Genomic DNA, 15,274 nt, shown 5'->3' with positions numbered 1-15,274 from the left:
CAGCGTCTCCTCCGAAAGGGAAGCAGCATGACGACCCGTTCCCTCTACGACTGGTTCCGCGCCTCGGCCGAGGCGACTCCGGACGCCTCGGCCCTCGAGGTGCTCGACGTCACCCTCAGCTACGCCGAACTGCGGGCCGCCGCCGAATGGATGTCGGCCCGGATGGTCGAGGCGGCGGGGGGCCGGCCCGACCGGGTGGGCCTGCTCACCTCGCGGACCGTGGTCAGCTACGTCGCCTACCTGGCGGCGCAGCGGCTCGGCGCGACCGTGGTGCCGCTGAACCCCGCCGCACCGGCGTCGCGCAACCTGGACATCACCCAGGAGGGCGGGCTCGGTCTCGTGGTGCTCGACGACACCGCGGGTGACGGCGCGGCGGACTACCGGCGCGACGCCGGGGTACCGCTGCTCGACATGACGGGCGACACGTGGCGCCCCCTGCTCGCCCCCGGGCCTTCGGAGGACCTCCCGGACCAGGGCCGCCCGGCGGAGACCGGCACGGCGTACATCATCTTCACCAGCGGGACCACCGGCAGGCCCAAGGGCGTGCCCACCACGTACGCCAGCATGAACGCGTTCCTCACGGACACCATCGCCCGCTACGAACTCGGCCCCGGCTCCCGGGTCTCGCAGAGCTTCGAGATGTCCTTCGACGGCTCGGTGTCCGAGATGTTCAGCACCTGGGGTTCCGGCGCGACCCTCTGCGTGGCGCAGCACGGCGACGTGTTCACCCCGGTGCGGTTCATCAACGCCAAGCGGATCACCCACTGGATGTCGGTGCCGTCCGTCATCTCCTTCGCCAAGCGCCTGCGCGCGCTCGCCCCCGGGAGCATGCCGACGCTGCGGCGTGCCATGTTCGGCGGGGAGCGGCTCGCCTTCGACCAGGCCGAGGCCTGGACCGCCGCGGCGCCGAACGCGATCATGAGCAACTGCTACGGCCCGACCGAGACCACGATCGTCATCACCGGGTACGAGGTGCCGCGGGAGCGGGCCGACTGGCCGGAGAGCACCGAGCGGTCCCTGCCGATCGGCATCCCGAACCCGCACATGGACTGGCTCCTGCTGGACGAGGACCTCAGGCCCACCGACGACGGAGAGCTGTGCGTACGGGGACCCCAGCGGTTCCCCGGCTATCTGGACCCGAGTGACAACACCGGGCGCTTCGTCCTCATGGCTCCGGGTGCGGACGGCGCTCCGGAGCGGGGCCGCCTCCTCGACGGAGCGGAGCCGCTCACGCCGGAGCACTACTACCGCACCGGCGACCGGTGCCGACTGGAGCACGGCGAACTGTTCCACCTCGGGCGGATCGACGGGCAGGTCAAGATCCGCGGCAACCGGATCGAACTCGGTGAGATCGAGACGGTGCTGCGGCGCCACCTCTCGATCGACGAGGCCGTCGTCCTCGTCGTGCCCGCCGCGGACGGCGAGAACGATCTGCGCACCGTGTACACGGGCAAGGAGGTCCCGGCGGAGGAGTTCACCGAGCTGGTCTCCGTCCTGCCCCGCTACATGCGTCCGCGCAGCTACCACCACCGCGACGCGCTCCCGCTGACCACCGTCGGGAAGGTGGACCGCAAGCGGCTCACCGACGAGTTGGCGGTCTGATGTCCGTCCGACGCCCGACCCGACGGGTCATCCCAGTCGACCCAGTCATCCAGGTCGTCCGAGCCGGCCGGGTCGCACAGGTTGTACAGGTCGTTCAGTGACCGAGGAGACGAGCATGACCACCAGCTCTCTGGCCATCCCGGCGACAGCCCAGCAGGCTGCCCGGTGGCACACCCTGCGGACCACCAGGGACCGGTCCGTGTACCACATCACCTGGCGCCTGGGATGCGCCGGTCACGTCGACTTCGACGCGCTCGCCGCCGCCTGGCAGACGGTGACGGACCGCCATGAATGCCTGCGGTCCCGGTTCGAGGTGCGCGACGGCGAGCTGACGATGATCACCGAGCCGACGGTGGACGCCGCCGCGCTGCTGATCGAGCCGGACGTGCGGGAGGCCGGTGAGGCCGCCGACGAGTTCGCGCGCGTCGCCGCGGAACTGCACCTGCGGGAGTTCCGGCTCGACGAGGGCCCCATGGGCCGGCTGGCCCTGGTCAGGATCGGCGCACAGGAAGAGATCGTCCTGATCATCCATCACATCGCGGTGGACGGCTGGGGAATGAACGTCCTGTTCGACGAGCTCTCCGCCGCGTACGCGAGCCTGGCCCGGGGCGAGGAGCCGTCCTTCCCCCACGACGCCGTCAGTTTCCACGCCTACGCCGAGAAGCTGCGCGCCCAGGAGGCGAAGGGCACCTGGCGGCGGACCATCGACCACTGGCGCACGGCGCTCGACGGGGTCACCCTCACCACGGTCGCCCACGACCGCGAGCTGGGCCGGCCCACGGCGGTCGGGGACCCCGGCGCGACCGTGGACTACCGGTTCACCGAGCGGGCCGACGCCGCACGTGCGGCACTGGCCCAGGAACTCGGCGCCACGCCGTTCTCCGTGATGCTGGCCGCCTGGCAGATCGTCCTGGCGCGGGGTGGGGAACAGGAGTCGACCATCGGGGTCCGCAGCATGAACCGGACCACCCGGAACGAGCTGGCCCTGGTCGGACTCATCAGCAACGCCTGCCTGGTCCGTGCCACGGTCGGCGACGGTGCGTCGTTCCGTGAGGTGATCGGGGAGGCGCGGGACGCGACCTGGAACCTGCTGGGCCACCAGGGCGTGCCGTACCCGGTCGTGCACGCGAGCCTCCCGGAGGAGACCCGGGCACGTCTGACCAACGTCAAGCTGACCCTCAACTACCTCGGGCCGATCGCCCGGGACCTCAGCCTCGGCGACATCCGCCTGACCATGCTGGAGGCGCCGAACCGCGCCGCCCGCGCCGACATGGTCGTCAGCTACTGGGACGGCGAGGACGGGATCCTCACCGTGACCGAGTACAACACCGAGGCGTACGACGAGGAGACCGTGCTGGGGATGATGCGCGACCTGGACGAGGTCCTGGTCGCGGCCGCGGCGGACCCGGACCGGCCGGTGGGCGATCTGCGGGTGCGGACCCGGTCCGCTCCCGCCGCGCGGTAGCCCCCGCCCCGGTCCGTCCCGCAACGGAAGAGGCCCGAACGGGAAGGGCCCGAACGGCTGTCACCCCGTTCGGGCCCTTCCCCGCCGGCCGCTCCCCCGGCGGGAGTCCGCCGGCCGGGCCCTACGACGGCATGAGTGCCGAGCGGGATCCGCTCACGCGCAGCACGTACCGCGTTCCGCCGAGGGACTCCGCCAGGGCCCCGGTCCGGTCGCGCGGGACCAGCGCCCTGAGCGTCTCCCGCTCCGCCCGGTCCCAGGCTCCGTGAGCCGGTCCCGGCTGGTCCTGAGCGGCGCCGGCGTAGTGGTCGACGACGCGCCGTACGGCCTCGGCGTCCTCGCGGTCCGAGCCCGCGAGCTCCCGCGCCAGGGCCCGGACGCTCTGCGGAACCCGGTAGCGGTCGATCGCCAGGGATTCGAGGAGACCGACATCGACGAGCCGTTCGGCGATCCGATGGGCCTCGCCCTCCGACGAACCGAGGAGCACGGCCAGCGCCTCGACGGTGACGACGGTCCGATCGAGGAAGCCCAGGCGCCGCAGTGCCGTCACCGCCGCCGCGTCCCTCCCGCCGGACCGGCCGTCCGTGTCGCTCTCGCCGGTCCCGCCGGCCAGCAGGCGGACGCTCGCCATCAGCGAGTCCCGCAGGCTGACGTCGCCGTCGGCCAGGAAGTCGAGCCGCTGGTGCGGCTCGGCCACGTACCGGGCGAAGTCCGCGACCGTCCAGTCGGGCCGGGTCGCGAGCCGGTCCGCGGCGAGCCGCAGGGCGAAGGGCGAGTAGTCGCAGGACCTCACCAGTTCGGCGGCGGCGGCGGGTTCCGCGTCGACGCGCGGTGCGCCGACGCTCCGCCTGAGCAGGTCGATCGAGGCGGACTCGGTCAGCCCTCCCAGGCGCAGGTGGGTGAGGCCGTCCGTGCCCGCGATGGGCGACCGGCTCGTGACGAGGAAGGAGATCCCGGGCGTCGCGGGCAGGAGCTCCCGGATCTGCGCGGAGTCCCGGACGTTGTCGAGCACGACCAGGGCCCGGCGGCCGGCCGGACCGGCGCCCGTGCGCAGCGCCGCCGCCTCCCCGCTCCCCGGTTCGATCCCGAACGAAGCCAGGATCACCTCCATCGCCTGCTCGGGCCGCAGCGCGGAGCCGCCCGCCGTGCCCCTCATGTCCACGTGGACCTGCCCACCGGGGAACTCCCCCGCCGCGGCGTGCGCGGCCGCGACGGCCAGGACGCTCTTGCCCGACCCGGCCGGCCCGTGGATCGCGACCGCCGGGCGGCCTTCGGACAGCAGCCGGACGAGCCCGTCGAGTTCGGACGTCCGGCCGACGAACGGCGCGCGCTGACGCGGGAGCAGCCGCGGTGCCGCCCCCGCGGGCACCGCCGCCGCGCCGGAGGCGGACACCACCGGCTCGCCGGGAGCGGACACCGTCACCGCCTGGTGGACGGCCCCGTCGTCGTTGAGGCGCGGGTCCTCCTCCAGGATGCGCTGCTGGAGCTCGCGCAGCGGCCGGCTCGGGTCGATGCCCAACTCGTCCGCGAGCAGGTGGTGCAGGTCCCGGTACACCCCCAGCGCCTCGGCCTGCTGCCCGGTCCGGTACAGCGCCGTCATCAGGTACTCGTGGAGCCGTTCCCGCAACGGGTGCTGGGCGACCAGGAGTTTGAGCTCGGGCAGGATGTCCTCGTGTGCTCCCAGGGCGATCTGGACGCCGAGCTTCGCCTCCATCACCGCCAGCCGGGACTCCTCCAGCCGCGCGGACTCGGCCATGATCGAGGAGGTGAGGGCGACGTCGGCGAGGGGGGCGCCCCGCCAGAGGTCGAGCGCGGCGCTGAAGGACCTCAGGGCCTCGACCGGGTTCCCCGAGGCGCGCTGGGTGCGTCCGGAGGCGACGAGCGACTCGTACGCGTGAAGGTCGAGTCCGCCGGACGGCACGGCCAGTTGGTACCCGGTGGGCCGGGTGAGGAGGGACTTCCCCTCGGAGTCGCCGATGGCGGCGCGCAGCCGCCACACACAGCCGGCGAGCAGGCTGCCCACGTGGCTCGACGATCCGTCGCTCCACAGTTCCGAGTGCAGCTGCTGTGCGGGTACCAGGTGGTTGGCGTTCAGGAGCAGGACGGCCAGGAGCGCCCGCTGCTTGGCGGCCTTGACGGCGACCCAGTTCTCCCCGTCGTGGTACTCGACCGGTCCCAGGACGCGGTACTTCACAGGTGGTTGACGCATCGTTCGCCTCACGCCTCTCAGGCCGGGACGGTGACCGAGGCCCGGCGGCGGGCGACCAGCGAGGCTCGGATCTCACCGGCCCGGACGGCGACCATGGACAGCAGGTTTCCGGTGATGCCGTGGGTGTGTTCCGTACCGCCCTGCAGGTAGATGCCCGTCTCGACCGTCTCGTCGGTGTGGATCCGGTAGTCGCGGTGGACCAGCGGGCGGCCGCTCTCGTCGCGTCGGCAGGTCCCGGCCAGGTCGCCGAGCAGCACGGAGGGGTCGGGCTCGGTGTAGCCGGTGGCGTACACGATGGCGTCCGCGGTCAGCTGCTCCACGGATCCGTCCGCCAGGTTCCGCACGTGGACGGTCACCGCGTCGGTCCCGTCCTCGATGTGCGTGACCCGGGCGGTGCCCATGATGCGCAGCCGGTTCTCGCCCCGGACCTTCTCCTGGTAGGCACGCCGGTACAGCTCGTCGATGAGGTCGATGTCGACCACGCCGTAGTTGGTGTTGCGGTGGTAGTCCATGAGCCGGCTGCGGACGGAGGGGTCCGCGCCGTGGTAGAGGTCCACCGCCTCGGGGTCGAAGATGCGGTTGGCGTACGGGCTGTCGTCCGCCGGGCTGTAGCCGTAGCGGGAGAGCACGGCGCAGACCTGGGCCCCGTCGAAGGTGCGGTGGAGGTGGTCGGCGACCTCGGCGGCGCTCTGCCCGGCGCCGACCACGACGAAGCGGCGCGGCGCCTCGGCCGGGAACTCCGCGAGGCGGTGCAGGAACTCGCTGGAGTGCCAGACCCGCGGCGAGCGGACGGCGCCTTCGGGCATGCAGGGGACGAGCCCGGTCCCGAGAGCGAGGTTGCGGGCCCGGTAGGTGACCCGCTCGGTGCCGTCGACGCCGTGTGCGGTCACCTGGACCTCGCGGACCGGGCCGTGCTCCGCGCTGTCCTCGACCGGCTCGACGACGGTGACCTCCAGGCCGTAACGCACCATGTGGTCCACGCCGGCGGCGCTCCAGCGCAGGTAGTCGTGGAACTCCTCACGGCTCGGGTAGAGCACCTTGTGGTTGATGAAGTCCACCAGGCGGCCCTGGTCGTGCAGGTACGACACGAAGCTGAACCGGCTGTTCGGGTTGCGCATCGTCGCGAGGTCCTTGAGGAAGGACACCTGCATGGTGGCGCCCTCGAGGAGCATGCCGCGGTGCCAGCCGAAGGTCGGCTGCTTCTCCAGGAAGGCGGCGGTCAGCCGCTGGTCCGGGGCCACGGTCTCGTTGTGTTCCTCGATGGCGATGGCCAGGGCGAGGTTGGCCGGGCCGAAGCCCACGCCCACGATGTCGTAGACGGTGTCCGGCTGGTCGAGTTCGGGCAGCGGGTTCAGGTAGGTCATCGTTGAGCGTCTCTCGATCGTGAAGCCCCGGCGGAGGGCTTCTGGTGTGCGGTACCGGAAGGGCGGAGGCGGGTCACCTCACCCGAGTGCCTCGACGACGTGGGCGGCTGCCGACTCCGCCACGGCGGGAGCGGTCTTGAAGCCCGCGCCGGAGCCGCCCGTGGCGAACACGAGGCGCGGCTCGGAGGGGTCCCGGCCGATCAGCGGGCGGCCGTCGGCCGTGAACAGGTCGACGCCGTGGCGCCCGCCGAGGAACTCGGCCCGCTCGATCCCGGGCCAGCGCCGGACGGCGGCCTCGCGGATGTGCTCGGCCTGGGCGGCGGTGACGGCGTCCGCGCCGCCGGGCGGGACGTCCCACTCGTCCACCGGGCGGCCCACCAGCCAGCCGCCCGCGCCGAGCCCGGTGTGCTGCGGGCGGGCCCACAGCCCCGTGACGAGGTCCGTCACGGTCGGCGTGGCCGGGTTCCCGGGGAGCCGGAAGAAGGCGTAGCGGATGCGCTTGGTGCGGGGCGTCGCGACGGGCGCCTCCGCGGTCGCCGAGAGGCCGTGTCCGCGGATCCACGGGGTTCCGGCGCCGGCCGCGAGGACCACGGCGCGTGCCCCGGCCTCGCCCTGTTCCAGGGTGACCTGGACGTGGTCCGGCCGCCGGTCCAGCCGCCGGACCCGGCCGGGCAGGACGAAGGCCCCGTGCGTGGCGGCCTCCTGGCGGTACCCGAGGCAGGCGGCGGCCGGGTCGGCGTAGCCTCCGCCCGGTTCCCACACCGCGCCGGCCACGTCCTGGGTGCGGAGTCCCGGGAAGCGGTCGTCGAGTTCGCGCGGGGCGAGGAGGGCGGCCTCGATCCCGGCGCCGGTGAGCTCGGCCACGCCCTTCGCGGCCTCGTCCAGGTCCGCCTCGCCGAGCAGGACCAGGGAGCCGGTCCGCCGGAAGCCGCTCGGGCCGCGCCGGGCGGCGCCTTCGCGCCAGGCCAGCCGGTGGCTGCGCAGCGCGAGCTCGCGCAGGGCCGGGTCCGCCTCGTAGGCCCGGACGAGCCCGCCGGAGTACCGGGTCGCCGCCGGGTCCTCGGCCGACGGGGCCGTCATGGCGACGCGCAGGCCCTGGCGGGCCAGGAGGTCGGCGGTGGCGGAGCCGAGGACGCCGGCCCCGATCACCAGCACGTCGTAGGTCTTGCCGTGGTGCCCGGCGCCGTCGTGCCCGGAGCCGTCGTGCCCGGCGCCGTGCTGGGCCGCCGCGGGCCGGGAGGGCGGCGGGTCCAGCGGGACCACCTCCCAGCCGGGGCCGGTCGCGCTCGGTTCCGGGTCCCCCTCGGGGGTGAAGCGGCGGTCCGCGTGGGCGCGCAGGGCTTCCAGCAGCGCCGTCCCGGTGAGCTCCGGGCGCGCGGTGAGGACGGCGGCGGCGGTGGCGAGGGTCGACTCGACGTAGGCGGGGGCGCCGCCGCGCAGCCGGACCACGCTCGCGGTGCCGCCCGCGTCCCCGAGGAGTCCGGGGAACTCGTCGACCGCGCAGTCGTCGGTGAAGTACAGCGTCCCCGGGAAGCCCGCCGCCCGCCGGGCCCGGGCTTCCCGCGCGGCACCCACGTGGGTGCCGCAGACGACGAGCGCGTCGGCCTCGGCCACGTCCACGAGCCGCAGACCGTCGGCGGGCAGGCCGCGCAGGAGCTGGGCGAGGACGGCGCCGTAGGTGCCGCCGTCGTCCACCACCGCGAGGCGGGTGTGCCCCGCCTCGCGGACCGCGGAGCGCAGTTCGACGAGCTGGGCCAGGTCGTCCGGGCACCAGCGCAGTGCGGCGCCGGCCGGCCCGTCCAGCAGGCGCGGCGCGGTCGCCAGCGGGAGCAGCAGCGGCAGGCCCGCGGAGCGGTAGACCGGGAGGGCGAGCCGGGCGCCGGCACTGTTGAAGTGGCCGACGACCAGGGCGTGGCCGCCGTCGGCGGCGATCGTCTCGGCGACCTCGCGGGCGACGATGGCGTCACCCCGGTCGTCGTGGAACTCCCACCGCACGCCGTCGTGCGCCGCGGCGGCGTGTTCGAGGAGTTCGCCCCAGGCGGCGCGCGGACCGGAGAAGGGGCCGACGACCGCGACGCGCGCCGGGCGCGCCGGGCGGTCGTCGGCCGCGGTGCCCGCCTCAGCCACCGAACACCGCCGTGTCGGGAACGGCGAGCGGGGTGCCGGCCGGCGGGGCGGCCATCGCCGCCGCGTCCACCCGGCGGCCCGCCGGGACGCCGAGGAGCTCCGCGAGGCGGGCCGAGGCCGCGGGCAGGACCGGGGCGGCCCAGGCGGCGAGGCCGACGGCGACCGCAAGCTGGGCGACGACGGCCGAGCGGTGTGCGGCCGCCCCCTCGGGGCGGTCCCGCTCGTGGCTGTGGACGTGCCCGAAGTCCGTGGCCAGGGCGACGACTTCGTCGAGCAGGGCGACGGCGCGGCGGGTGTCGTAGCCGGCCACTCCGTAGGCGTCCCGCAGCTCGTCGGCCAGTCGGGCCAGCCGGCCCTGGAGCCGGTTCCAGGCCGCTCCCCGCGGGCGCTCCTGCGGCACGACGCCGCCGAACTCCTCGGCCACCGTGGTCAGCAGGCCGTGCAGCCAGCCGTCCCAGGCCTCGGCGAGGTGCTGTCGGCTGCGTTCGAGCGCCGCCGGGGTGAAGTTGGTCTGACGGCCGTTGGGGCGGTCCGACAGGACGTGGTAGCGCAGCACGTCCGCGCTGGTGCGGGCGAGCTCGTCCCGGGCCCAGACGGCGTGGCCGCGGCTGGTGGAGAACTTCAGCCCTTCCAGGCGGTAGAACTCATTGACGACGAAGGCGCGGGGCAGCGCCGCGTCCGCGGAGCGGGCCAGGAAGGCGGCCGGGTTCAGCACGGCGTGGAAGTAGCCGTTGTCGAAGCCGAAGAACTGCACGGGCCCGGGCGCCGGGTGGCCGGTGCCGCACTGCTCCCACTCGATGAGGTATCCCGGGGCCATCTCGAACCAGACGTACACCCGCTGGTCGCGGAAGCCGTCGACGGGGACCGGCACGCCCCAGTCGGAGGGGTGGCTGACGGCGATCTCGGGCAGGCCGTCGTGCAGCATCCGCTCGCACAGGGCGCGCAGGTGCGGCGGCATGTCGACGCGCTGCCAGAAGTCCTGGAGCTGTTCGGCGAAGGGGGCGAGCGGGAAGTAGAGCCGCTCGCAGTCGCGCGGTTCGGCGGGGGCGCCGCAGCCGGTGCAGACGGGGTCGCGCAGGTCGCCGCAGTCGTTGGGGCGGCCGCACGGCTCGCAGGCGTTGCCGTTGGAGGCGGAGCCGCAGTGCGGGCAGTCCCCCTTGACGTAGGCCTCGTACAGCCAGCGCTCGCAGCCGGTGCAGTACGGCAGCGGGCGGGTGCGCGCGACGATGTGGCCGGCGTCGTGGAGCTCCCGGAAGAAGTCCTGGACGTGGGCCTGGTAGCCGGCGGTGCGGCGCGGGCGGACGATCGTGTCGAAGTCCGCGTGCGCCCGGCGCCACACGTCCTCGATGGAGTCGCCGTAGTGGTCGGCGACCTCCTCGCCCTTGAGGCCGCCGTCCTTCAGGCCGCGCACCGGCACGTAGCTCTGGTGGTCGTCGAGGCCGGTGGTGTAGCGGACGTCCACGCCGTCGGCGGCGAGGAAGCGGCGCAGCACGTCTCCCGCGAGGTACGGGCCCGCCATGTGCCCCAGGTGCAGGGGGCCGTTGGGGGTGGGCGGCGTGGCGGTGATCCACTCGGCGGTGCTCATGCGGAGACCTCCCCGTCCTTGGCGGGCTCGTGCAGCGGCCAGTAGAAGGAGACCCACTGGAGCTCCGAGTCGCCGGTGCTGTGCACCACGTGCTCCTGGTTGCGGGGCAGTACCACCACGTCGCCGGCGCCGCAGGACGTGTCCTCGCCGTCGAGGGTGATCCGGCCGGTCCCGGACATGACGATCATGACCTCGTCCTGGTCATGACAGTCAGGAGCGGAGCTGCTGCCGGCCGGCAGGAAGCAGGCCATGGCGCCGACCGGCGGCTCCTCCCCGGCGCCTGCCCAGGGGATGATCCGCTGGCAGCGCATGCCGAACTCCTCGGCGGCGGAGTTCCGGTCGATGCGGATCTTCGTGATCAACGGTCGAGTCCTCTCACTACGTACGGGCGGTGAATCGGTGTGCGGGTCTTCTCAGGCGCCGGGGATCACGTCAGCCGCGCAGTTCCAAGGTGCAGCACTTGGCGCCGCCGCCGGCCTTGAGCAGCTCGGGCAGGTCGATCCCGATGGGCTCGAAGCCCCGCTTGCGGAGCTCCCCGGCGAGGTGCGTCGCGGCGCTCGGCAGCAGGACGTGCCGGCCGTCGCTGAAGGCGTTCAGCCCGAACACCTCGGCGTCCGCCTCGGTCGCGAGGATCGCGTCCGGGAAGAGCTCGCGCAGCACGGCCTGGCTGCCGGCGGAGAACGCCTCGGGGAAGTACATGACCTCCTCCTCGGACAGCACCGCGAGCGCGGTGTCGAGGTGGTAGAAGCGGGGGTCCACCAGGGTCAGTCCGGTGACGGGGACGCCGAAGAACTCCTGCGCCTCGAGGTGCGAGCGGGGGTCGCTGCGGAACCCGGTGCCGGCCAGCAGGCGGCGTCCGGCCAGCAGGTAGTCGCCCTCGCCCTCGTTGATGAACTCCGGCCAGTGGACGTCGGTGTAGCCCTGCTCGCGGAACCACTCCAGGTAGGCGGGGCCTTCCGCGGTGCGCTCCATGTGGCGGAAGCGCGCCCCGAGGACCTTGCCGTCCACCACGGTGGCGCCGTTGGCCGCGAAGACCATGTCGGGCAGTCCGGGGATCGGTTCGACGAGTTCGACGGTGTGGCCGAGTTCCCGGTAGAGGTCGCGCAGCCGCTCCCACTGGACGAGCGCGCTGCCGGCGTCCGACGGCTTCTCCGGGTGCATCCACGGGTTGATGGAGTAGGTGACGTCGAAGTACCGGGGAGCGCACATCAGGATCCGCTTGGGCGTCGCGGTCCGCTTCGGCCGCTTGGCGAGCGATCCGGGTCGGTCGGTGGGGGCGATGGGATCTGAGTACGGCATGGTTGTTTCCCTTTGCGTAGACGAGAACCGGCCCACCGGAGGCCCGGGAGGGTGGACCGGGCGATGGGCGCGAGACAGCCCGCCTCGGCGGTGCGATCGGCACCGGGGCGTCTGTGCGGGGTGAGGCGTCTGTGGAAGGTGGAGAGGGGGCGGACGTCGGCCGGATCAGTCGACGACGAACACCCCGGAGCGGTTGAGCTCCTGGAGGAACGCGATGTCGCGCAGGAGCACGCTCTCGTCAGCGTGCCTGAGCAGGACGATGGCGCCGGCGCCCTCGTCCACGGTGCGCTCGACGGGACCGCCGAGCGCCGGCATGAAGAGGTCCTCGCGGTACGAGGCGAGGCGGCGCACCTCGTCCAGACGGGTGATCTCCCTCAGGGTGCCGCCGCGCCGCACCTTGAAGGCGTAGTCGGCCACGAACCCGTCCGGGGCCTGGGCGTCCTGCCCGGACTGGCCGGCGATGCCCACGTGTGCGCAGAGGTCCGGCAGCGGCGCCCCGGCGACCCGGTGCGCGAACTTCACCACCTTGACCTGGTCGCCGCCGAGCACGACCTCGAAGCAGACGGGCCCGTCGCCGTCCGTCGTCGCCGCGGCCAGCGGCTGCAGCCGGTCCCGCAGCAGCCTGACCTCCGCCGAGTCGGGCAGGACGTTCACCACGGAGGTGAGGAGCGAGCGCGGCCCCACGTCCATGGTGTAGCAGCGCCAGGTGTCGGTGAGGCACAGCCGCCCGTCCACCATGACGCCGTTGGCGAAGTAGGGCGTGCCCGGGACGTGGTCGTGGACGACGACCCGGCCGCCTTCGCGCCACAGCCCGTCGAGCTCGTCGTCCGGCAGCGGCCGGTCCGGGCCGGTGAAGAGCGCGGACCCGGTGTCGGCCGAGAACTCGGGCCGGAGCACCTTCAGGCTGCCCGCGGCGTCCGCCAGGTACCGGTCGAGCGCCTGCCGGTCGCTGAAACAGGTTGTCTCGAAGGCGAGTTGGGGATCGATGTTCCGTACGGTCTCGTGTTGGACCACTTTGCTGTTCGTCATGACGTGATGAGCTCCCCCGATTGAGCATTGGAAAGGTGTCCGGTGGACGCGCCGGACCGCCGCCGGTCACGGCGGTCCGGCGCGTCCATCCTCGAAGTGCACGTCGGCGACCCGGGTCACCCCGTCGTCGCGGGGTCCTCGCGGACGACGTCCTCCACGTACGGGAACCCGTCCGCGATCTTGTTCCCGGTGAACTCGCCGTCGAATCCCTCCGACGTGAGGTACAGACGGATGGCGCGGTAGTCGGGGCGCAGCCCCATGTCGAACCAGTGACGGGTGCCGGCGGGCAGCGACAGCAGGTTGCCGTCGGAGGCCACCAGGATGTGGACCCTGCCCTGCGCCCGGATGTAGAAGCAGGCTCCGCCGTCGGCGAAGAACCAGATCTCGTCCTCGGAGTGGGTGTGCTCGTTGAAGTACTTCCGGCGCGAGGCCAGGACGTCCTCGACCCACTCCTGGTTGGTCTCGTCGAGGCGCACCGTGATGGTCTCGGCCTTGCGGGCCCGGCCGTCGGAGTCGAAGGACTCGATCTCCGGGCGGTAGGCGTCGATCAGTGCCGCGTCGGGGGCGTCCCGGTCGACCCGGCCGGTCTCCCAGTTCTCGAACCGCACGCCCAGCGGGGCCAGGACCTCGGCGATCCGCCGGTCGTCCCGGGTGCGCAGCAGCGTCCGGCCGGCGTCCGTCTCGGGCGTGACGTGGAGCAGTGCCATGGGTGTCCCCTTCTCTGTTTCCCTGTGGGGCGGACCGCCCGGGGTCAGGCGGGTTGCAGCGTGGGGCGGTGGATGTCCAGCCAGGTCGCCATGTCGAGCCAGCGTTCCAGCCCCGTCCGCAACCCGGGGGACACCTCCTCCGGGCGCCGGCCCAGGGCCTCCTTCAGCACCCGCCGGTCGGTGAGCTCCTGGACCGGGTGGCTGCCGTCGGCCAGGACGTCGGAGGCCTGCCGCAGCAGCTCGCCCGTGTACGCCGGGTCCTGCGTCGAGGGGTAGGGGGCCTTCCTGCGCTCGATCACCGACCGGGGCAGCTCGTCCCTGGCGGCGGCGCGCAGCAGGCTCTTCTCCGCGCCGTCGAAGGTCTTCATGGACCACGGCGTGTTGAAGACGTACGACACCAGGCGGTGGTCGCAGAACGGGACGCGGACCTCCAGCCCGGCCGCCATGCTGAGCCGGTCCTTGCGGTCGAGGAGGATGCGCATGTACCGGGTGAGGTGCAGGTGCATCTGCGTCCGCATCCGGGCGTCGAGTCCGCTCTCCCCCGCCAGGCGCGGGGCCCGCGCCACGGCGTCCGCGTAGCCCTGCCGGATGTACTCCGGCAGGTCCAGGGCGGCGCGCAGTTCGGGGGTGAACACCTCGATCCCGGTGTGCGGACTGGTGACATGGGTGTGGTTCACCCAGGGGAAGTCGTCCGCGTGCTGGGCCGACGGGTCGTGCATCCACTTGTAGCCGCCGAAGACCTCGTCCGCCGACTCCCCCGAGAGGGCCACGGTGGAGCCCTTCCTGATCTCCTGGAAGAGCAGGTAGAGGGAGTTGTCGGCGTCTCCGAAGCCGGTCGGCAGGTCGCGCGCGCCCACGACCGCGCGGCGCACCTCCGGGGCGGCCATCCGCTGCGCGTCGAGGACGACGTTCGTGTGGAGCGTGCCGGCCCGTTCGGCGACCTCACGGGCGAAGGGGGCGTCCGGCGAGTCCCGGAACCGGTCCGCCGTGAAGCGCTCGCCGTGCTGGGCGAAGTCCACGGAGAAGCTGCGGATCCGCTCGGCCTCGCCCAGCTCACGCTGGGCGAAGGCGGTGATGACACTGGAGTCCAGGCCGCCCGAGAGCAGGGTGCAGCGCGGCACGTCGGTCACCAGCTGGCGTCGGATGATGTCCGACAGCAGCTCGTGGACGCGCTCCACCGTGGTGTCCGTGTCGTCCTCGTGGGCGGTGGCCTCCAGTTCCCAGTAGGTGTGCTCGCGCAGCCCGTCGCGGTCCACCGTGACCAGGGTGCCGGGCCGCACCTCGGACATCCCCCGCCACACCGCGTGGCCCGGGGTGCGGATCCAGGAGAACGCCTCGCGCAGGCCCGCCAGGTCGACGGCGCGCGGGACGGCGGGGTTGGCGAGGATCGCCTTGGGCTCGGAGCCGAACAGGACGTCGTCGCCCAGGCGGTAGTGGTAGAGCGGCTTGACGCCGAGCCGGTCACGGATCAGCAGCAGCCGCTCCGTGCGCCCGTCCCAGATCGCGAACGCGTAGATCCCGTTGAGGCGTTCGACGAAGGCCTCGCCCCACTCCAGGTAGGAGCGCAGCACCACCTCGGTGTCACTGGCGGTGCCGAAGCGGTGGCCGCGCCGGCGCAACTCGTCGCGCAGCTCACGGAAGTTGTAGAGCTCGCCGCTGTAGGTGAGCGCCACCTCTCCCCCGGCCGCGTCGACGACCATGGGCTGCGCCCCGCCCTCGATGTCGATGACGGCGAGCCTGCGGTGCCCGAGCGCCACCCGGGGGCGCAACCACACGCCCCCGGCGTCGGGCCCCCGCAGGGCCATCGTGTCGGTCATGGCCTCGACCGTCGCGCGCTCGTGGACGAGGTCGCGGACGGGCGAGTACCAACCGGCTATTCCACACATGTCG

The 15,274-nt window shown here is 73.2% G+C and carries 11 protein-coding genes; 2 read left to right on the top strand and 9 right to left on the bottom strand.

Translation table 11 applies throughout. The annotated features are described in order from the left end of the window. Nucleotides 1-27 precede the first annotated feature (27 nt). Nucleotides 28-1,602: an AMP-binding protein gene (locus ACFWP2_RS24170; RefSeq protein ID WP_380454776.1), complete on the top strand. Its 1,575-nt coding sequence runs from the start codon at nucleotides 28-30 to the stop codon at nucleotides 1,600-1,602. A 115-nt stretch (nucleotides 1,603-1,717) separates the two neighbouring features. Beyond that, nucleotides 1,718-3,067, top strand: a complete 1,350-nt coding sequence (locus tag ACFWP2_RS24165; protein WP_380454774.1) for a condensation domain-containing protein — start codon at nucleotides 1,718-1,720, stop codon at nucleotides 3,065-3,067. A gap of 121 nt (nucleotides 3,068-3,188) precedes the next feature. Here ACFWP2_RS24165 and ACFWP2_RS24160 read toward each other — a convergent pair whose 3' ends face one another. From ACFWP2_RS24160 to asnB, 9 genes are all read right to left on the bottom strand, one after another. Then, a complete protein-coding gene (locus tag ACFWP2_RS24160) occupies nucleotides 3,189-5,273 on the bottom strand; it encodes a BTAD domain-containing putative transcriptional regulator (RefSeq protein ID WP_380454772.1) in 2,085 nt (694 codons plus the stop codon). Nucleotides 5,274-5,290: 17 nt separating this feature from the next. Beyond that, nucleotides 5,291-6,637, bottom strand: coding sequence for a lysine N(6)-hydroxylase/L-ornithine N(5)-oxygenase family protein (locus tag ACFWP2_RS24155; protein ID WP_380454770.1), 1,347 nt, complete (start codon nucleotides 6,635-6,637; stop codon nucleotides 5,291-5,293). Between the two features lie 78 nt (nucleotides 6,638-6,715). Beyond that, nucleotides 6,716-8,764, bottom strand: coding sequence for an FAD-dependent oxidoreductase (locus ACFWP2_RS24150; protein ID WP_380454768.1), 2,049 nt, complete (start codon nucleotides 8,762-8,764; stop codon nucleotides 6,716-6,718). Then, nucleotides 8,757-10,349, bottom strand: coding sequence for a methionine--tRNA ligase (locus ACFWP2_RS24145; protein WP_380454766.1), 1,593 nt, complete (start codon nucleotides 10,347-10,349; stop codon nucleotides 8,757-8,759). Before ACFWP2_RS24145 ends, ACFWP2_RS24150 begins: the two co-directional genes overlap by 8 nt. Further along, nucleotides 10,346-10,711: a cupin domain-containing protein gene (locus tag ACFWP2_RS24140; RefSeq protein WP_380454764.1), complete on the bottom strand. Its 366-nt coding sequence runs from the start codon at nucleotides 10,709-10,711 to the stop codon at nucleotides 10,346-10,348. The genes ACFWP2_RS24145 and ACFWP2_RS24140 overlap by 4 nt, the downstream gene beginning before the upstream one ends. Nucleotides 10,712-10,781: 70 nt before the next feature. Continuing rightward, nucleotides 10,782-11,648, bottom strand: a complete 867-nt coding sequence (gene ddaH / locus ACFWP2_RS24135; protein WP_380454762.1) for a dimethylargininase — start codon at nucleotides 11,646-11,648, stop codon at nucleotides 10,782-10,784. 165 nt (nucleotides 11,649-11,813) lie between these two features. Further along, nucleotides 11,814-12,677, bottom strand: coding sequence for a hypothetical protein (locus ACFWP2_RS24130; protein ID WP_380454760.1), 864 nt, complete (start codon nucleotides 12,675-12,677; stop codon nucleotides 11,814-11,816). A 116-nt stretch (nucleotides 12,678-12,793) separates the two neighbouring features. Continuing rightward, nucleotides 12,794-13,384 (bottom strand): cupin, encoded by a 591-nt coding sequence (locus tag ACFWP2_RS24125; RefSeq protein ID WP_380454758.1) that lies wholly within the window; start codon nucleotides 13,382-13,384, stop codon nucleotides 12,794-12,796. A 44-nt stretch (nucleotides 13,385-13,428) separates the two neighbouring features. Then, on the bottom strand, nucleotides 13,429-15,270 hold the full coding sequence (gene asnB, locus ACFWP2_RS24120) for an asparagine synthase (glutamine-hydrolyzing) (RefSeq protein ID WP_380454756.1): 1,842 nt from the start codon (nucleotides 15,268-15,270) through the stop codon (nucleotides 13,429-13,431). Nucleotides 15,271-15,274: the final 4 nt, after the last annotated feature.

Source organism: Kitasatospora sp. NPDC058444 (assembly GCF_042721415.1).
Lineage (GTDB): Bacteria > Actinomycetota > Actinomycetes > Streptomycetales > Streptomycetaceae > Kitasatospora.
Note: the sequence above shows the minus strand (reverse complement) of the source record. Positions and strands in the feature narration are given on the sequence as shown.